The sequence below is a fragment of the Clostridium sp. genome (assembly GCF_018372875.1).
Classification (GTDB): Bacteria; Bacillota; Clostridia; order Clostridiales; family Clostridiaceae; genus Clostridium.
Genome location: NZ_JAHAIF010000007.1, coordinates 1 through 17,796, shown reverse-complemented (window position 1 = coordinate 17,796; position 17,796 = coordinate 1). Strand labels below are relative to the sequence as shown.

16 protein-coding genes and 1 pseudogene are annotated in these 17,796 nt (G+C 29.9%); 15 read left to right on the top strand and 2 right to left on the bottom strand.

Going from position 1 to position 17,796, the window contains the following annotated elements; all coding sequences use genetic code 11:
• Nucleotides 1-69 precede the first annotated feature (69 nt).
• The 4 genes from KIB46_RS03885 to KIB46_RS03870 all read left to right on the top strand — a co-directional run bounded on the left by KIB46_RS03885 (nt 70) and on the right by KIB46_RS03870 (nt 2,434).
• A complete protein-coding gene (locus KIB46_RS03885; protein WP_099314316.1) occupies nt 70-978 on the top strand; it encodes an ABC transporter ATP-binding protein in 909 nt (302 codons plus the stop codon).
• On the top strand, nt 979-1,665 hold the full coding sequence (locus tag KIB46_RS03880) for an ABC transporter permease (RefSeq protein ID WP_099314315.1): 687 nt from the start codon (nt 979-981) through the stop codon (nt 1,663-1,665).
• A gap of 10 nt (nt 1,666-1,675) precedes the next feature.
• Entirely contained in the window at nt 1,676-2,071 is a 396-nt protein-coding gene (locus tag KIB46_RS03875) for a hypothetical protein (RefSeq protein WP_099314314.1), read from the top strand.
• A gap of 222 nt (nt 2,072-2,293) precedes the next feature.
• Nucleotides 2,294-2,434, top strand: a complete 141-nt coding sequence (locus KIB46_RS03870) for a hypothetical protein (RefSeq protein WP_153246654.1) — start codon at nt 2,294-2,296, stop codon at nt 2,432-2,434.
• 145 nt (nt 2,435-2,579) lie between these two features.
• Here KIB46_RS03870 and KIB46_RS03865 read toward each other — a convergent pair whose 3' ends face one another.
• Entirely contained in the window at nt 2,580-3,452 is an 873-nt protein-coding gene (locus tag KIB46_RS03865; protein ID WP_049179734.1) for a diacylglycerol kinase family protein, read from the bottom strand.
• Nucleotides 3,453-3,762: 310 nt separating this feature from the next.
• On the opposite strand from KIB46_RS03865, the gene KIB46_RS03860 reads away from it, so the two are divergent.
• Nucleotides 3,763-5,241 (top strand): family 1 glycosylhydrolase, encoded by a 1,479-nt coding sequence (locus tag KIB46_RS03860; protein WP_049179736.1) that lies wholly within the window; start codon nt 3,763-3,765, stop codon nt 5,239-5,241.
• 85 nt (nt 5,242-5,326) lie between these two features.
• On the top strand, nt 5,327-6,055 hold the full coding sequence (locus tag KIB46_RS03855) for a MurR/RpiR family transcriptional regulator (RefSeq protein WP_195617444.1): 729 nt from the start codon (nt 5,327-5,329) through the stop codon (nt 6,053-6,055).
• 43 nt (nt 6,056-6,098) lie between these two features.
• Here the strand turns inward: KIB46_RS03855 and KIB46_RS03850 are convergent, their stop codons facing one another.
• Complete coding sequence (locus tag KIB46_RS03850) at nt 6,099-7,583, bottom strand: prolyl oligopeptidase family serine peptidase (protein WP_111937155.1); 1,485 nt, start codon at nt 7,581-7,583, stop codon at nt 6,099-6,101.
• 227 nt (nt 7,584-7,810) lie between these two features.
• Between KIB46_RS03850 and KIB46_RS03845 the strand changes: the two genes are divergently transcribed.
• From KIB46_RS03845 to KIB46_RS03805, 9 genes and pseudogenes are all read left to right on the top strand, one after another.
• Nucleotides 7,811-8,665 carry an alpha/beta hydrolase gene (locus KIB46_RS03845; protein WP_111937156.1) on the top strand — a complete coding sequence of 285 codons (855 nt, stop codon included), beginning with the start codon at nt 7,811-7,813 and terminating at the stop codon, nt 8,663-8,665.
• A 327-nt stretch (nt 8,666-8,992) separates the two neighbouring features.
• Nucleotides 8,993-10,285 (top strand): PTS transporter subunit EIIC, encoded by a 1,293-nt coding sequence (locus tag KIB46_RS03840; RefSeq protein ID WP_111937157.1) that lies wholly within the window; start codon nt 8,993-8,995, stop codon nt 10,283-10,285.
• Between the two features lie 86 nt (nt 10,286-10,371).
• On the top strand, nt 10,372-11,787 hold the full coding sequence (locus KIB46_RS03835; protein ID WP_291670911.1) for an L-fucose/L-arabinose isomerase family protein: 1,416 nt from the start codon (nt 10,372-10,374) through the stop codon (nt 11,785-11,787).
• A gap of 3 nt (nt 11,788-11,790) precedes the next feature.
• Nucleotides 11,791-13,068 (top strand): DUF4038 domain-containing protein, encoded by a 1,278-nt coding sequence (locus KIB46_RS03830; protein ID WP_291670910.1) that lies wholly within the window; start codon nt 11,791-11,793, stop codon nt 13,066-13,068.
• Nucleotides 13,069-13,211: 143 nt separating this feature from the next.
• On the top strand, nt 13,212-14,216 hold the full coding sequence (locus KIB46_RS03825) for a LacI family DNA-binding transcriptional regulator (protein WP_099327737.1): 1,005 nt from the start codon (nt 13,212-13,214) through the stop codon (nt 14,214-14,216).
• A gap of 155 nt (nt 14,217-14,371) precedes the next feature.
• On the top strand, nt 14,372-15,190 hold the full coding sequence (locus KIB46_RS03820) for a transketolase (protein ID WP_027099743.1): 819 nt from the start codon (nt 14,372-14,374) through the stop codon (nt 15,188-15,190).
• Nucleotides 15,191-15,202: 12 nt separating this feature from the next.
• A complete protein-coding gene (locus KIB46_RS03815) occupies nt 15,203-16,144 on the top strand; it encodes a transketolase family protein (RefSeq protein WP_291670909.1) in 942 nt (313 codons plus the stop codon).
• A gap of 10 nt (nt 16,145-16,154) precedes the next feature.
• A complete protein-coding gene (gene glpK, locus KIB46_RS03810; RefSeq protein ID WP_195966926.1) occupies nt 16,155-17,654 on the top strand; it encodes a glycerol kinase GlpK in 1,500 nt (499 codons plus the stop codon).
• A 17-nt stretch (nt 17,655-17,671) separates the two neighbouring features.
• Nucleotides 17,672-17,796, top strand: a pseudogene (locus KIB46_RS03805) (transketolase); the annotation flags it as partial.

Here is a 17,796-nt window from a genome sequence, read left to right as displayed (position 1 = left end):
TGTAAGAAATAAGAGATAAAATAGTTAAAAGTTAATTTTAGAATTAAACCATAGGAAGGAGGAAGTTTTATGGATAGGGTTTCTTTTAATAATGTTACAAAGGAATTTAAAAATAAAGCTGTATTAAAGGGTGTTTCTTTTAATATAGAAGCAGGAGATATCTATGGTTTAATTGGAGAAAATGGGGCAGGTAAAACTACTCTTTTAAAGCTTATAGTTAATTTGCTAAAGCCAACAAGTGGAAATATACAAGTGCTAGGAAAAGAGATTAAGAAAGATAGTTATGATTATTTAAGAAATATTGGAGCTTTAATAGATGAGCCTGTATTTTATAAAAAGTTAACTCTTTATGAAAACTTTAAGGTACATTGTGAATACTTAGGGTTTTATGATGAGGAAAAGTTAGAAAATGTATTAAGAAGGGTAGGTCTTCATAATAAGAAAGATAGGAAAATTAAAGAATTATCCTTTGGAGAAAAACAAAGATTAGCTATTGCTTATGCACTTATCACAGAACCAGAGCTTTTAATCTTAGATGAGCCAACCAACGGACTAGATCCTATTGCAATAGTTGAACTAAGAGAGATTTTATTAAAACTTAATAGAGAGTTTAATACTACAATAATAATATCAAGTCATGCTATTAATGAACTTGAAACACTAGTAAATAAGGTAATGTTTTTAAAGAATGGAGAAATAGTTGAAGATGGATTACTAGAAGAGATAAAGGAAAAGTGTTCAGTTTATATTGAAATTGAAGTTGAGGATTCTTCAAAGGCTTTAGCTATTTTGGAAAAAGAATTAAATATAAGAAATATGAAGCTTATAAATAAGGGGACTATTAGAGTTTATGAAGCTTTAGAGGAAAGAAAAAAGATATTAAGTACTTTGGTAAAAAGTGATGTAGAGGTATTATCCTTTAATATGGTTCAAATCTCCCTAGAGGAATATTTCATAAGGAAGGTAAGGGGGATTTAAATGTTTAATTTAATGAAGATAGAATTTAAGAAGAACAAAATGAAGAGTGATATTTTTGGAGTGGTTTTAGCCAATATTGCTATATTTATTGCATCAACAATTACTGCTATATTAGTTGGTTTTAAGGATGTTTCCCAGGAAAATGTGATCTATTATCATATAGAACAAATTGTACAGGTAACAGTAGTTATATTTTCTGTTTATGGTGCAATACTAGTGGGTAACTTAGTAGGGGATGAATTTAATGATGGCACAGTAAAAACTCTATTTTTATATCCTCAAGCTAGAGGAAGAATATTATTAGCTAAGGTTTGTACTGTTATAGCTTTTGTTGTTTTAAGTATAATATTTACCTTAGGATTGCAACTAATTTTATTCTTAGTAAGTAATAAGGTGTTTAGTTTTTATGTAGGCTTAGGATACAATTATATTATAAGCAGGCCAATTATTTGCTTTATGGGGATAATATCAGCTATAGGCTTTGTGCTTTTAGCTACATTTATATTATATAAGAGCAAGTCCACATTGTTAACTGTATTAGTTATTCTTTTAGTATCTGGAAAAAGTTATGCTGATAGGCTTGGAACAAGAAGCACTTTAAATACTATTTTTCCAATTATTGTATTTATCATAGGAATTTTATCTTACATATATGTTGCTAAAAATCTTAATGAGATAGATATATAGGAGGATAAATATGAAACACTTTAATAGAAAATACTTATTTTTCATAATAAGCTTCATTTTTATATTAGGATTTTTAGCGGTTAAATATATGATATCAGTTACTCTGAATAGAGTAGCTAACTTTGACAAGTCAATTACACTAAATTCTTATTATGTACTAACTAATACCTCTGCAAAAGAATATAAAGTAATTACAAAGGAAACTTCAGAAGTAGTTATTTCTGAATATATTAATTCATATAAAATAAGTGGATATAATATCTATTTAAAACAAACACCTAGAGATGGCACTAAAACAAACTATTGGGTTATATGTAATGATAAAATTATAGGTCCTATGGATAATGCTACACTTTACTCTAGATATAAGGTTGATTCTAATACTTTTGAAAAAATAACACCTTAAGAGTTATCAAATTATATTTAATTATCCCTTTATCTCAAACTGATGTGGCTAGTATTTTTTCATTTAGTTAAGTAATAATAATTAATAATTTTTTCTTCATTGGTTAATCCTATTAATAAATAATTAAGAAAAAAATTCTCTTGTTGCTAGGTTTTTAAAATGATGATAAAATTAAGTTGAGGGCAAGAGAAAACGTTATCATAAATATGGGAGGGACATAATATGAAGAAAAATGAAAAGTTAAATGAACAAGTATTAAATGGTGAAGTAAAGGAAGAGCTACAAAGTCAAGGAGTAGCAGATGAAGGGTTAAAGGATCAAGCTACTATATTAAGAGAATATGAGGATACTTTAGGATATTAATTAGGGTAATAAGGTTTAAAGATAGAGAAATTGCAAAGCAATTTCTCTATCTTTTTTACCTTTAGTACAAAGGGAATAGATATTTATTTTTCTGTGACTTGGAGCCTGCGACGGAACGAGAAAAGTAAGTATCTATTCTACATTTTTAATTTACCTGTAAAAATTGTTCTGTAAGTTCCTTATTATTGTAAAGTGTTATTGCATTTTGTATAATTTGAACATTAAATTTTCTATCTATTAATTGTTCTCCATCAACATTACATACAATATCTTCATTAGTTTTTATTATTAATGAATCACTTTTTCCTTTATGTATAATTGGTGATTTTTCATGGCTACCTTTAATTAGTTTTAAGAAAAGACTAGGAATTCTTAATTTTGATATTTTTTTAGCAAAATAAATATCAAAAAGACCATCACTAAGTTCTGCATTTGGGGCAATCTTGTAACCTCCACCATAATATTTTCCATTACATATGGCTAGCAAGGTGAACTTGTCCTTTATTTGAGAGTTATTTAAGTTAAACTCAAGATTCTTATATTTATACTTAAAGAAAGTATAAAGAATACTAATGTTATAAATTTGAGATGGTGGAATTTTAGTCTTTTTCATTAAGGTTACATTGTTAGCAACATCAGCATCAATTCCAATACAAGCTATATTTATAAAATATCTATCATTAATTTTTCCTATATCAATAGTTGGAGAAATCTCATCCATAGCCATAAGTACTCTATGAAAATCATTTCCACTACCAGCTGGAAGAATCCCAAAAAGATTCTTAGAGCCAACAATACCATTTAATACTTCATTCATAGTACCATCTCCACCAACACTATAGATTATACCTCCTAAGTTTTCATATTCTCTTGCTATTTTTGTGGCATCATTAGGAGCTTTGGTAAACCTTACAATGTAGTCTATATTTTCTTTATTGCATACTTCTTTTATTTTATTTAGTATTTTTAAACTTTTTCCTCCACCAGCAAATGGATTTACAATAAATACATGTGTCATAAAGTCCCCCTTATTAAAAAAGCTGTATATATTAAGTATATCATTATTGGTTATGTAGTATATATACAATAGAAGAAAGATTAAGTGATTATATTGAAAAAGGGCATGATAGAATGAATATGTATAAAGATAGTTATAGAATAAATTCAATATTTGTAAGTGTTGTGGTGCTAGAAATATAGTTAAGGGTAGTGTAGGAAGATGTGAATACTGTAATTCTCCAATATAAAAAGTACACGTCATTTTTTGACGGTAAAATTTCTACCTTTTAGTGATAGACTAAAAATATAAAATAAAAGGAGGAGATATTATGGCTTTTTCAAAAGACTTTTTATGGGGGGGAGCTACAGCAGCAAACCAATTTGAAGGTGGATGGAACAAAGGTGGTAAAGGATTATCTACTGATGATGTTATTACAAATGGAACACATACATTACCTAGATTAGTAACTTATAAATTACAAGATGGAACAACAGGCGGAGTGCCTATGTTTAACATAAAAGATATTCCAGAAGGTGCAGAACTTTGTTGTCTTGATGATAAGTTATATCCAAATCATGATGGAATAGATTTCTATAGTAATTATAAAGAAGATATAGCTTTATTTGCAAAGATGGGATTTAAATGTTTTAGATTATCAATAGCATGGTCAAGAATATTCCCACTTGGATATGAAGAAACACCAAATGAAGAGGGACTAAAATTCTATGATGATGTATTTGATGAATTATTAAAATATGGAATAGAACCTGTGGTAACAATATCTCACTATGAAACACCACTTGGATTAACTAAGAAGTGGAATTCATGGGCAGATAGAAGAACTGTAGATTGTTATGTAAGATACTGTGAAACTATTTTTAATAGATATAAAGATAAGGTTAAGTATTGGATGACATTTAATGAAATAAACTGTATAGAACTTGGAAGTTATATGGCAGGTGGTGTTATTGCTAGAGATAAGCAAACTACTATGCAAGCTGCTCACCATCAATTTGTTGCAAGTGCAAAAGCCGTAATTCTTGGACATAAAATTAATCCTGAATTTAAAATAGGCTGTATGCTTGCATATATGTTAAATTATCCATATAGCTGTAATCCAGATGATGTTTTATTAGCTTGGCAAAAATCAAGTAGTAACTATTTCTACACAGATGTTCAATGTAGAGGATATTATCCTTCTTATAAGCTAAAAGAGTTTGAAAGAGAAGGTATAAATATAAAAATGGAAGATGGAGATAAGGAAATATTAAAGGAAGGAAAGGTTGACTACTTAGCCTTTAGTTATTATATGTCCTTAACTGTATCAGCTAACCCAGAGGATGGAACTAAAAAATCATCTGGTAACTTAATGGGTGGTCTTAAGAATCCTTATTTAGAAGAGTCTGATTGGGGATGGGCAATAGATCCAACAGGAATGAGAGTTGCTTTAAATTATCTATATGATAGGTATCAAATTCCATTATTTATAGTAGAAAATGGACTTGGTGCATTTGATAAGGTTGAAGAAGATGGAAGTATAAACGATGATTATAGAATAGATTATTTAAGAAAACATATAAAGGCTATGGATGATGCTATAAACATTGATGGAGTTGATTTAATGGGATATACACCATGGGGATGTATAGATTTAGTTAGTGCATCAACTGGAGAAATGGCAAAGCGTTATGGTTTTATTTATGTTGATAAATATGATGATGGTACTGGTGATTACAGCAGAAAGGAAAAGAAGTCCTTTAACTGGTATAAGAAAGTAATCGCATCTAATGGAACAGATTTAGATTAGAAGATATATTGCAATAGTCCTTCAATTGTTTTTTTGATGTTTAGATGATATAATGTCAAAAGAATTTATTGGAGGATTATTTTTTATGGAATATATTTTAATGGTATTATTTCAATATATTAGGGAACATTCAGATAATGATACTAATATCATTATTGCAAAGAAACTTATTAATAATATAGATAAAGTAAAGGATATGAATTTAGAGAAGTTTTCGGAATTATGTGCTTGTTCACCTTCAACAGCAACAAGATTTTTTAGAGAAATTGGGTTAAAGAATTTCACAAATGTAAAGGCAATTCTAGAAATGCCTAATGAAGTTTACAAATATGAGGCTTTTAGTCAGGAAGGTTATTATGAAAAGATAATAAATGGACTAATGGTTACAAGGAATAATTTATCTAATGATATTATAGAGAAATCAATTAAGCTTATAAAGGATGCTAAAAGAGTTATTATTTTTGGTTTTGAAAATAACCTAGCTATAACATTAGAATTTCAATGTAGAATGATGATGAAAGGAAAATATGTTGAAGTTTTTCCTACAAGTTCTGTTGAAAAGGAAGCGAAAACTTTAACTAACAATGATTTAGCTATTTTTATTTCATTCAAGGGAAATTATTTTACAATTGAAGAAAATCTGAAAATGGTATCTGAAATGAAGGGTAAAACTATTCTTATTACAGAAAATACGGAAAATGAATTTACTAAGTATTTTGATTTAATACTTCTATGTGGGGAGAATTCCTTCTATGGGGAAGGGATGTATTCCTTGTTATATATTTTAAATACATTATGTGCAAATTATAAATAGTAAAAGGTGTCGAATATATCGACACCTTGATTAAAGATTTGGTTTAAATTTTATTTCTATCTGAATTTTCATTTAAATAAGAGTATATATATAGGCTAGATATAATTATTAATGAGAATAAAATGATTAAGTTACTTTTATCTCCTGTTTTAGGAATTGTATTATTATTTTCTTGAGATTCGCCAGGAGTTTCTAAGTCCGGGGTGCTGGGAGTTACTTGGGGCACTTCTTTAGTTTGTTTTGAAAGCCATTCAAATATTGATACATTGTTATCGATACATTCGTTATTTAATGCATATATCCAAGTAAAATGTCCGTTATACTGATATGGTAATTCGTCTTCCCCTTTATATAAACCACTTGTATCGTGAACATCATCAAAGTATGATAAGTGTACGTTTTTTGCTCCGAATTGAATTAGTCTATCGTAAGTAGGAAGTGTAGTTGTTTCTGGATTTACTATTGGGTCGTTAGCAGCATGTGTAAACCAAATTGGAATGTTCTTTATTGAGTTTAACATATCATCAGTAATCCATTCATTACTATAAGCTTCACAAATTGGGAATGCACCCGCAAAATAAGTTGGATAATTAAAAATAATATCCATTGTCATATAACCGCCATTAGAACATCCGCCGATGTATATTCTGTTAGTATCTATATCTGGGTTATTATTAACATAGTTTTCTATCAATTTCATTAATGGTTCTGTATACATGCTTGTCCCATCTTTTGTATAGTTTCCTGTTCCATCATCCATCCACATTGTTGAAGTTTGAGGCGCTAGTATATAAGCACCATTAAAGAAATTTTGTATTTTATTCCCAGCTAAAGATGGAACATTATTTCCTAATGTATTTACTGTTGTATCAGTTCCTCCTTCTCCAGCTCCATGTAACCATATTATTAATGGATTTTTATTGGAATCGTCTTGAGGTGAATAAGCCCCATATTTTAGCTCTACATCACCATAAGTAAAGGCACTTTCTTTAAATAAGCTTGCTTTTGGAAAAATTTTTTTAACTGCAGTTTTATTAATATTAAGTTTATCTACAATATTTTTCCCACTTTCTAATACTTCACCTTCTTTAAGATCTATAATAAAGTCGTATGGATCTGCCCAAATATTATGTCCAGTAGATTTATCATAGTATAATATACTGCCATTTGAAGGATGTAGGTCCATTTCTATAGTAAAGTATTTTGATGAAGTCTCTACCATATTTCCTTTTTCATCACTTAAGTATGCATCGGAAATTTTACGATCAAATTCGTATACACCCTCTGTCATCGTTGTAGAATCCATTGCCTGTTTACTTTCTTTTATATTAAGTTTTGATTTATCTATCTCATTAATAGGAGTATCCAGAGATACTATTATTTTAGTAACATTTGGACCCCAATCAAATACATCTACTGTCATACTATAAGTGCCGGATGCCTGAATACTATCTTTAGCACTAACGTGAGATAGGGATGAAAAAACTAAAAGGATAGAAAAAATACATACAAATAATTTTTTTTTCATAAATTACCCTCCTAAAACTCTAAAATAAATTAGTTTCCTATATAGGAATTCTTTATAATCGATTACATTTTAAATATTACCATAAAATAAAAAATAAGTAAATAAATATATATATAAATTCGCACAAAATTTAGTTATATTTAGAAAATATTTAGTAAATATATATTGTCTTTGCGATTGTAATAGTGATAATATATTAATATACGTTATGCTAGGAGGAGTATAAAATGAATAATGAGAGAATTAAAATTAATGAAACTGCCTATTTAGACACATATATTCTTCATAAATCACAAGAATATAATGTTGGTAAGAAAAGACCATTAGTGGTTGTTTGTCCTGGTGGAGGATACGCATTTACAAGTGATAGAGAAGCAGAGCCAATAGCATTAAAATTTAATAGCGTTGGATTGCATAGTGTTGTACTTTGGTATACTACTGGAGATGTAAATAAAAATACACCAGAACATGCTTTAATAGAGCTTGCAAAATGTATGAAGATAGTAAAGGAAAATGCAGACAAGTGGCTAGTAGATACTGAAAAAGTTATAGTATGTGGTTTCTCTGCAGGTGGGCATTTAGCTGCAAATTTAAGTGTAAATATGGTAAATCAAGAACTTGCAGATAAAGCGGATGTTACCCTAGAGGATTTAAAGTTATGTGCATCTATTTTATGTTACACAGCAATGGAAGCAAATCCTGCAGAACCAGGGGAGAAGGGTTTTGGTAGCAAAATATTTGACTTAAGATATAGCCAAAATGAAAGATTTTTTGGGGTTGATAACCCAACTGAAGAGGATTTGATTAAATTTAATTTAGTAAACAAAGTAAGTAAAGATGTACCACCAACTTTTATGTGGCATACATTTGAAGATGTGTTGGTTGATGTATCTGGAATAATTAAGTATTCACTAGCTTTAAGAGAAAACAATGTTCCTTTTGAACTTCATATTTTTGAGAAGGGTGAGCATGGACTTGCTTTGTGTGATAGAACAACAGCTAGAAAGGAAAGTCATTTTAATAATCATGTAATACGTTGGTTTGATTTGTGTATGGAGTGGCTTTCAGATTATATAGATTAATAAATATTTTATAGAAAAAGAGTGTTATTACATAAGGGAATAGCACTCTTTTTTTTATACAAATACAGATAAGGGAAGTTTATACAGTATTTACTAAATATTAAGTTGATAGAAATGGTTGTGTTAGCACTAAAATGTAGTTTTTTTTCAGTTGAAAGGGGATAATAAAAGAAAATAGCACAAATTTAATAAAATTTAGTTTAAATTTAGTAAATATTTATTTGTAAAAAGGTTTACAAATTTAGAAATACCATTTATAATTAGTATTGTAATAATTGATCAATTAAAAAATTAGAAGAACTAATTTATAAATTTGGAGGGGTTAAGATGAAAGACAAAGAACAAATTATGGACAAGGTTATGCTATTTGCTGAAAAGGTGAAAACTAACAATTACCTTTCTGCAATATCAAATGGGTTAATGATGTTGATGCCTTTATTAATGATTGGATCAATAGCTTTATTATTAGCTGTATTACCTATCGATGCATGGAAACAATTTTTAACTGATGCAGGTATAAGAACGTATTTAATGGCGGCGTCAACACTAACAACTAGTCTTATTGCTTTATATGCATCTTTTACTGTAGCTTACTGTTTAGCTGAAAACTTAGGGCAAAAAGCTATAGGTGCTGGATGTATATCAGCATTCTGTTTCTTAATTATTACTCCATTAGCTAACTTTGAAACTGGTAGCTATTTAGATATTGGTTGGCTTGGTGCTAAGGGATTATTTGGAGCTATGATAGTAGCTTTAATTGCAGGTAGATTATATTGCTTATTCCTTGATAAGAAAATAATAATTAAAATGCCAGAGAGTGTACCACCTGTAGTGTCAAATACTTTTGCAGGTCTGTTTCCGGCGATTATAGTAGGGTTCTTATTTGTATTTGTTGCTTTTGGATTCTCTTTAACTAAGTATGGTTCTTTTGCGGATTTTGTATATGGTATAATCGCAGCACCACTACAAAATCTATCTGGATCAATATGGTCATTATTATTTATTATATTAATTCAAATGATACTTTGGGTATTTGGTCTACATGGTTCTTTAGTTGTAGGAAGTTTTATAAGTGCTTTATACTTACCAATGGATACAATGAATATGGAAGCTGTTATGGCAGGAGTTGCAAATTCTGATTTACCTAATATAATGGGTAAAACTTTCTATGGATTATTTGCAGGAATAGGAGGAGCTGGTGGTACTTTATCTCTTATATTAGTAATGCTTATATTTTCAAAAGCTAAGCAACATAAGGCAATTGCAAAATTAACTGTTGGACCTGGATGTTTTACAATTAATGAGCCTATAGTATTTGGGTTGCCTTTAATATTAAACCCAATTATGGCAATACCATTTATAACTGTTCCGTTAATTCAAACTTTAGTAGCTTACTTAGCAATTGCAGCTAATATAGTGCCAAGATTGAATGGAGTTCAAGTTCCTTTTGGTATGCCTATATTAGTAAATGGTGTACTTGCAGGTGGGTGGAAAGTAGCGGTTCTTCAAGTTGTCTTAATAGCTATAGGTATGTTAGTATACTTCCCATTCTTCAAAGTGTTAGATAAACAAGCTTTAAAGAGTGAAGAAGTTTTATCAGAAGAAACATTAGCACAATAGTGTTCAAAATATAAAATAATAGACAATAAGAGTTTGAGGCTGTCATTAGCTGAAAACTCTTATTAATTATAGAGGAGAGGTAATTTATGGAGTGTAAAATTAGATTAGGTGTTGTAGGAACAAGAAGAAATATTTTTAGTAGAGAAGATGCTATAAAATACAATGATATTATATTGGATAAATTAAAATCTATGAATATTGATATTGTAGATATTAAAGATATAAATGAAGAGGGGTTATTATTTGATGAAAGTCATGTTCAACCTATAGTTGATAAACTAACAAGTGAAAAGGTTGATGCTTTATTTTTCCCACATTGTAACTTTGGAACAGAAGATTTAGTAGCAAAGGTAGCTAAAAACTTTAATCTTCCAGTTCTTTTATGGGGTCCTAAAGATGAAAGTCCTTTAGAAAATGGAGCAAGACTTAGAGATTCTCAATGTGGTCTTTTTGCAACAGGAAAGATATTAAGAAGATTTAGAGTAAAGTTTTCTTATTTAACAATGTGTGATGTAGAAGATAAGCAATTTGAAGATGGAATTAATAGATTTATTGCAACTAGTAATATTGTAAAGGAAATTAGAAACTTAACAGTATTACAAATTTCAACTAGACCAGCTGGATTCTGGACAATGATGGTTAATGAAGGTGAGTTGTTAGAAAAGTTTAATATTAAGGTTCATCCTGTAACTATGGTGGATGTTCAAAAAGAAATGAACAGATTAGTAGAAGAAAATGGACAAGAATTACAAGATGTAGTTAATTATATGAAAGAAAAAATGATAATTAATGTAAGTGAGGATGGAGTAAGAAAAACAGCTGCTTTAAAAATAGCTATGAAAAACTTTGCTAACAAGTATGGATGTAAAGCTGTTGCAATTCAATGCTGGAACTCAATGCAAGATGCATTAGGAATATTCCCTTGCGTTGCAAATTCTCTATTAAGTGATGATGGAATTCCTGTAGCTTGTGAAACAGATATTCATGGAGCTATTACATCGGTAATAGCTCAAGCAGCTACTATGGGAAAAGTTAAACCTTTCTTTGCAGATTGGACAGTTCCACATCCAACAAATCCAAATGGAGAACTATTACAACATTGTGGTCCATGGCCTGTTTCATTAATGAAGGGAAAACCAAGCTTTGGTGCACCGTTTGCATTTAATCATTCTCATCCAGGAGCTTTACATGGAGAACTTATTGGTGGAGATATGTCTATAATTAGATTTGATGGTGATAATGGAGAATATTCATTATTAATGGGACATGCTAAGGGTATAGAAGGCCCATTTAACCAAGGAACTTATGTATGGATTGAAGTGGAAAACTTAAAGAGATTAGAAGAAAAGTTGGTTTGTGGTCCATATGTTCATCACTGTGTGGGAATTCATGCAGATATACTTCCTCAAATATATGAAGCGTGTAAGTATCTGGGATATTTAACTCCTGATTTTTATGATAATATAGAAGAAAAAGTAAAAGAGCAATTAAGAGGTGAATAAAATATGGCTGTAAAGGTAAGTGACAACAAAAGAACCTTTATAAAGGATGGGAAGAAGTTTTTTTATTTAGCAGATACATGTTGGAGTGCATTTACAAATATAACAATTGAAGAGTGGGAATATTACTTAAACCTAAGAAAGATGCAAGGGTTTAACGTTTTACAAATAAATATTATGCCACAGTGGGATGCTAGTGGTACAGATCTTAATTACTATCCTCTTCCTACAAAGGATAAAAAGACTTTTGAATTTACTGATTTTAATATGGAATATTTTGAACGTGCAAAAACTATGTGCAAAATGGCTAAAGATAAAGGGTTTGAATTAGCTTTAGTGGTTTTATGGTGCAATTATGTTCCTGGAACATGGGCAAGCAATATGAATAGCTCAAATATAATGCCATATGATTTTATTGATAAATATGTAGAAGTAGTACATAGTACTTTCTCAGATTTAGAACCTATGTATGTAATTAGTGGAGATACTGATTTTGATACAGATGATACTAAAAAGTATTATATGAAGGCATCAAATTTATTAAGAAAGATTGCACCAAACTTGTTGCAAACACTTCATATAAAAGGAAGGTTAGATGAAATTCCAGAAGAGTTTATTGATAAAATAGATTTTTATATGTACCAATCTGGTCATAATGCGCAAAACTTAGCTATGCCATATTTATTAGCAGAAACTCTATACAAAAAGTATCCAGCAAAGCCTTTATTAAATTCTGAACCATGTTATGAACAAATGGGATTTAGTAGAAGAATGTATGGTAGGTTTTATAGATATGATGTTAGAAGAGCAGCTTGGATGAGCATACTTTCTGGTGCATCAGCAGGGGTAACTTATGGAGCCCACGGTATTTATAGCTGGCATAAAATAAATAAAAATTTTGGACTTGGAATAGGTGAAGGTTTTGATGCCCCTAATCCTTGGAACGATGCAGTTAAGTATCCAGGAGCTTGGGATTATGGCTATATAAAGTATATTTTTGAAATGTATAATATAGGAGAGCTTGTTCCTATGGATAAAATATTAAACGAAGTTAAAGATATTAGAATGGCTGGTACATTAGAAAAAGATAAAATATTTATCTATGTTCCAGTTAATACAACTGTTAAAGTTGATTTAGACTTATCGGATTATAACATTAAAATTATGGATTTAGAAGATAAGAATATTTGTATACCTAACTATGAAGTTGTAGATGGAAAAACAACTATTCACATGCATAATTTTGAACAGGATGGATTAATAATATTAGAAAAGGAGATTTAACATTTGTTAAATCTCTTTATTTCTCTAAAAATATACATGAAAGTGATAAATATTTAGTAAATATGTTTGTTTTTATTTAAAAATAGGATATACTTATAATAGTGAATAAAAAGAAATTAGCATAAGAAGGTAAGGAGAAAAAGATGAAGACAATAATGCAAGATATTGCAAAATTAGCACAAGTATCTCCTGGAACAGTTTCTAATGCCCTTAATAACAGAAAAGGAGTAGGGAAAGAAACGAAGGAGAGAATAGTGAAGATAGCAGAAGAATTAGGATACTTCAAAACTCAAAAAAAGAGTGAAGATAAAATAATTAGAATGATAAAATTCAAAAAACATGGATATATATTATCAGATACTCCATTCTTTTCAAAGTTAATTGAATCTTGTGAAAGAACTTGCAGAAATAGTGGGTATGAACTTTTAATTACTCAAGTTGAAGCTGGAAAAGATACTAAGGAAGATATACAAAAAATATTTACTCAAAAGAGAGTAGATGGAATATTGCTTTTAGGAACTGAGATGGAAGAAGAAGATTTTAGTGAGTTTGAAAATCTAAATATTCCAATGGTAGTTGTAGATACTTATTTTAAAGCTAAGGATTGTGATTTTGTTCTTATTAATAACGATAGAGGAGCATATTTAGCTACTAAATATATAATTGATAGAGGTATTAAGGATATTGGTTATATAGGTAGTACTGTAGATATTAGCAACTTTAAGTGTCGTAAAGAAGGATTCTTTCAGTCAATGAAAGAGCATAACCTAGAGGTTCATGAAGAGAATATGTATAAGGTAGAACCAACTACAGATGGAGCCTATAGAGATTTTAAAGAGATATTATCAAATGAAAATATAAAACTTCCAAAAGCATTGTTTGCATTTAATGATATTATTGCATTAGGTGCAATAAAAGCTATGAATGAAAAAGGAATTAAAATTCCTGAAGATGTGTCCATAGTTGGATTTGATGATATTCCATTTAGTGATATGATAAATCCTCCAATGACTACTGTAAGAGTAGATGTTGAAAGATTAGGCAAGGTTTCTATTAATAGACTAATAGAAAAGATAGAAGAAGAGGATGAAGGAAAACTAAAAGTACAAATATCTACTGATATTGTTGAAAGAAAAAGTGTTATATAAAAGGTTTTAAGAGCTGATTTAATAAAGTCAGCTCTTTTTTGTTTGCCTGAACTAAAAATTTATTTAAAAATACTAAAATATTTACTAAATTTATTGAAAAATATGTACTAAATATTTATAATAAGGGTAAAGGATAAAATATGGGAGGGAAAGTAATGAATAATTTAGTATTAGAGTTAAATGAAAAAGCTAGAGAAATTAGAAAAGATGTAGTTAATTTAGTTTACAGCGCAAAAGCTGGACATGTAGGAGGTTCACTTTCTAGTGCAGATATAGTAACTACACTTTATTATTCAGTTATGAATGTTAATCCAAAAGATCCTAAAAATGAAGATAGAGATAGATTTATAATGAGCAAAGGTCATGCAGCAGAGTTATTATATTGTGTTCTTGCTGATAAAGGATATTTTTCAAAAGAGAAATTGGAGAGTTATAGTAAGTTTGGTTCAACTTTAATTGGACATCCAAATAACAAAAATGCAGGAGTTGAAATTAATACAGGGGCATTAGGTCATGGACTTTCAGCATCTGTAGGAATGGCACTTGGTGCCAAAAGAGATGAAAAAGATTATAGAGTGTTTACATTATTAGGAGATGGAGAACTAGCAGAAGGTTCTGTATGGGAAGCAGCTATGGCAGCAGCTCACTATAAGCTAGATAACTTAACTGCAATTATAGATAGAAATGGACTTCAAATATCAGGAAGTACAGAAGATGTTATGGCTTTAAATTCTCTTGAAGATAAATGGAGAAGTTTTGGTTGGAATGTAATTGTTTTAAATGGTCATGATATAGAAGCATTATTAAAAGCATTTTCAAAAGATTCAATTCAAAAGGACAAGCCTACTATGATAATAGCTAATACAGTAAAGGGAAAAGGTGTATCATACATGGAAAATGTTGCAAAGTGGCATCATGGAGTACCTACTGAAGAAGAATATAAGATTGCAATGAAAGAACTTAATAGTTTATAGGAGGGATTAATAATGAATAAGATAGCTAATCGTCAAGTAATTTGTGATACATTAATGGAACTAGCAAAGGATGATAAAGATATATATGTTTTAACAAGTGACTCTAGAGGTTCTGCATCAATGACAAACTTTGCAAATGAATATCCTAAGCAATTTGTTGAAGTTGGAATAGCAGAACAAAACCTAGTTGGAATAGCAGCAGGACTTGCAACTACAGGAAAGAAGTGCTTTGCAGCATCACCTGCTTGTTTCTTAACAATGAGAAGTATAGAACAAGTTAAGGTAGATGTTGCATATTCAAATACTAATGTAAAGTTAATAGGAATAAGTGGAGGAGTAAGCTATGGTGCATTAGGAATGTCCCATCATTCACTTCAAGATATTGCTGTAATGAGAGCTATTCCTAATATGGATATATTTTTACCAGCAGATAGGTTTGAAACAGAAAAACTTGTAAGAGAATTAGCTAAATATGATAAACCAGCTTATATAAGAATAGGAAGAAATCCTGTAGATGATGTTTATGAATCAACTGATTTTGAATTTGAAATTGGTAAAGCTAATGTTATGAGAGAAGGAAAAGATATAACAATTATTGCAACAGGAGAAACAGTAAAACCAGCAATTGAAGCATCAGATGAACTTAAAGAATTAGGAATTAAATGTAGAGTGTTAAATATGCATACTATTAAGCCTCTTGATAAAGAAGCTATTATAAAAGCAGCTAAGGAAACAGGGCACATTATTACTGTGGAAGAACATAGCATTTATGGTGGACTTGGAGCTGCTGTATCAGAAGTAGTTGTACAAAATGCACCAGTTCCAATGAAAATTGTTGGTATTAAGGACGAAGCAGCAATTACAGGAACAAGTAAAGAAATATTTAATTACTATGGCTTAAGTAAAGAAAACTTAGTGAAGTTGGCTAAAGAATTAATTGAAAAAACTAGATAGGTACAAGGCTATGAAGAAGTATATTATTGCAATAGATCAAAGTACAGCAGGTTCTAAAGCTCTTTTAGTAAATAAGGAAGGAAAAATTATTTATAAAAATAGTAAAAAACACAACCAAATATATCCTAAGAGAGATTATGTTGAACACAATCCTATTGAGATATATGAAAATGTAATTTCTTTACTAAAGGAGTTAATAGAGAAAAACAGTTTAAGGGGTGAAGAGATATCTTCCCTATCTATTACAAATCAAAGAGAAACGGTAGTTGTATGGGACAAAGTAACTGGGGAACCAGTTCATAATGCTATAGTATGGCAGTGTAGAAGAACTACTAAGATTTGTGAGGAGATAAAGAATTTAGGGTTAGAAGAGAAGATAAAGGAAAAAACAGGACTTGTATTAGATCCTTACTTTTCAGCAACAAAAGTTAAATGGATTCTTGATAATGTTGAATGTGCAAAAGAAAAGGCTGAAAAAGGAGAACTATTACTTGGAACAATTGAAAGCTGGTTAATATGGAAGCTTACTTATGGAAAAGCTCATGTGTCAGATTACACTAACGCAAGTAGGACAATGTTGTTAAATATAAATAACTTATCTTGGGATAAAGAACTTATTAAAATATTTGGTATTACCCAGGAAATGTTGCCTAAACTTAAAAATTGTGATGATATTTTTGGGTATACAAATATTGAGGGATTAGTTGATATAGAAATTCCTATATGTGGTGTTATAGGGGATTCTCAAGGGGCATTATTTGGGCAAAGAGCCTTTGAAAAAGGAATGGTTAAGGCAACTTTTGGAACAGGATGTTCTGTGCTTATGAATACTGGAAGTCAGTTAATGAAATCTGAAAATGGATTGGTTTCTGCTTTGGGATGGAAAACAAAGGATGGAGCAAACTATGCTTTAGAGGGAATAATTCATAGCAATGGAGATACTTTAAATTGGCTTAAGGATAATTTAAATATGTTTTCTAATTTTGATGAATTTCAAGAAGGGATAGAATCTTTAGATAGCAATGAAGGAGTATACCTAGTACCAGCCTTTTTAGGTTTGGGATACCCATACTGGAGTCACAATGCAAAAGCTTCAATTGTAGGATTATCAAGAAGTTCAGATAAGAGACATATAATGAGGGCAGCATTAGAAAGTATAGCCTATCAAATTAATGCTGTAGTAAGAGAAATGAGCAAAGAAAGCCAGATTGAAATAAAAGAGCTAAAGGCTGATGGTGGCGCTACAACTAATAAGTTTTTAATGCAATTTTTATGCGATTTATTAGATATAAAGGTTATAAGATCTTCAGTTGAAGAACTATCAGCTATGGGCGCAGTTTACTTAGGTGGATTAGGAACATGCTTTTGGGAGTCTATAGATGAAATAATAAATTTAGATAGAGGGGAAGATGAATTCCTTCCTAAAATAGATGAAGTAAATAGAAAAGAGTTATGCAAAGGTTGGGATAACGCAGTTGAAAGTGTGTTATTTATGTACAAAAGCAATTAAATAAATAGAGGTGTATCATGAAAAAAAATAAAGATGAATTAACCCAAATTTCTAAACAAATTAGAAAAGACATAGTAGAAATGTTAACAGAATCAGCATCAGGTCATCCAGGTGGATCACTTTCAGCGGCAGACATAGTTAC

Excerpts from the sequence above, each read along its gene's own strand:
- KIB46_RS03885 (WP_099314316.1), top strand. The coding sequence starts at position 70 with ATGGATAGGGTTTCTTTTAATAATGTTACAAAGGAATTTAAAAATAAA.
- KIB46_RS03855 (WP_195617444.1), top strand. The coding sequence starts at position 5,327 with ATGGAATATATTTTAATGGTATTATTTCAATATATTAGGGAACATTCA.
- KIB46_RS03825 (WP_099327737.1), top strand. The coding sequence starts at position 13,212 with ATGAAGACAATAATGCAAGATATTGCAAAATTAGCACAAGTATCTCCT.
- KIB46_RS03880 (WP_099314315.1), top strand. The coding sequence starts at position 979 with ATGTTTAATTTAATGAAGATAGAATTTAAGAAGAACAAAATGAAGAGT.
- glpK (WP_195966926.1), top strand. The coding sequence starts at position 16,155 with ATGAAGAAGTATATTATTGCAATAGATCAAAGTACAGCAGGTTCTAAA.
- KIB46_RS03820 (WP_027099743.1), top strand. The coding sequence starts at position 14,372 with ATGAATAATTTAGTATTAGAGTTAAATGAAAAAGCTAGAGAAATTAGA.
- KIB46_RS03835 (WP_291670911.1), top strand. The coding sequence starts at position 10,372 with ATGGAGTGTAAAATTAGATTAGGTGTTGTAGGAACAAGAAGAAATATT.
- KIB46_RS03860 (WP_049179736.1), top strand. The coding sequence starts at position 3,763 with ATGGCTTTTTCAAAAGACTTTTTATGGGGGGGAGCTACAGCAGCAAAC.
- KIB46_RS03840 (WP_111937157.1), top strand. The coding sequence starts at position 8,993 with ATGAAAGACAAAGAACAAATTATGGACAAGGTTATGCTATTTGCTGAA.
- KIB46_RS03850 (WP_111937155.1), bottom strand. The coding sequence starts at position 7,583 with ATGAAAAAAAAATTATTTGTATGTATTTTTTCTATCCTTTTAGTTTTT.
- KIB46_RS03815 (WP_291670909.1), top strand. The coding sequence starts at position 15,203 with ATGAATAAGATAGCTAATCGTCAAGTAATTTGTGATACATTAATGGAA.
- KIB46_RS03865 (WP_049179734.1), bottom strand. The coding sequence starts at position 3,452 with ATGACACATGTATTTATTGTAAATCCATTTGCTGGTGGAGGAAAAAGT.
- KIB46_RS03875 (WP_099314314.1), top strand. The coding sequence starts at position 1,676 with ATGAAACACTTTAATAGAAAATACTTATTTTTCATAATAAGCTTCATT.
- KIB46_RS03870 (WP_153246654.1), top strand. The coding sequence starts at position 2,294 with ATGAAGAAAAATGAAAAGTTAAATGAACAAGTATTAAATGGTGAAGTA.
- KIB46_RS03830 (WP_291670910.1), top strand. The coding sequence starts at position 11,791 with ATGGCTGTAAAGGTAAGTGACAACAAAAGAACCTTTATAAAGGATGGG.
- KIB46_RS03845 (WP_111937156.1), top strand. The coding sequence starts at position 7,811 with ATGAATAATGAGAGAATTAAAATTAATGAAACTGCCTATTTAGACACA.